Source organism: Pseudoalteromonas sp. T1lg22 (assembly GCF_002964645.1).
Lineage (GTDB): Bacteria > Pseudomonadota > Gammaproteobacteria > Enterobacterales > Alteromonadaceae > Pseudoalteromonas.
Genome location: NZ_PQBY01000032.1, coordinates 1 through 414, shown reverse-complemented (window position 1 = coordinate 414; position 414 = coordinate 1). Strand labels below are relative to the sequence as shown.

Here is a 414-nt window from a genome sequence, read left to right as displayed (position 1 = left end):
CCCGTATCCAAGGTGGTGGTATCGGTGACCGTGCCTGTGTTCCCGGCAGCGTCGGTCACTGTCATGGTGACGGTCAGTTCACCGTCGGCGAGGCTTGAAAGGTCTTGCCCAACGACGGTCACGTTGCCGTTGCTATCCGTGCTGATCGCCGAACTCGGTACCGTGATCGTCGTCACACCATCACTGATGGTGATGCTGTCGACGGTGGCACCGGCTTCAACAACGCCAGAAAGGGTCACATTGGTCGCTTCCTCTGCGCTTAATAGCTCATCGCCGCCGTCGTCGAACGCAATACTGTTTACGCCATCACCCGTGCTCGGTGCGCCCGTATCCAAGGTGGTGGTATCGGTGACCGTGCCTGTGTTCCCGGCAGCGTCGGTCACTGTCATGGTGACGGTCAGTTCACCGTCGGCG

The 414-nt window shown here is 60.1% G+C and carries 1 protein-coding gene; it reads right to left on the bottom strand.

Translation table 11 applies throughout. The annotated features are described in order from the left end of the window. On the bottom strand, positions 1-414 hold a 414-nt coding region (locus C2M24_RS15870; protein WP_158683794.1), incomplete at both ends, for an Ig-like domain repeat protein.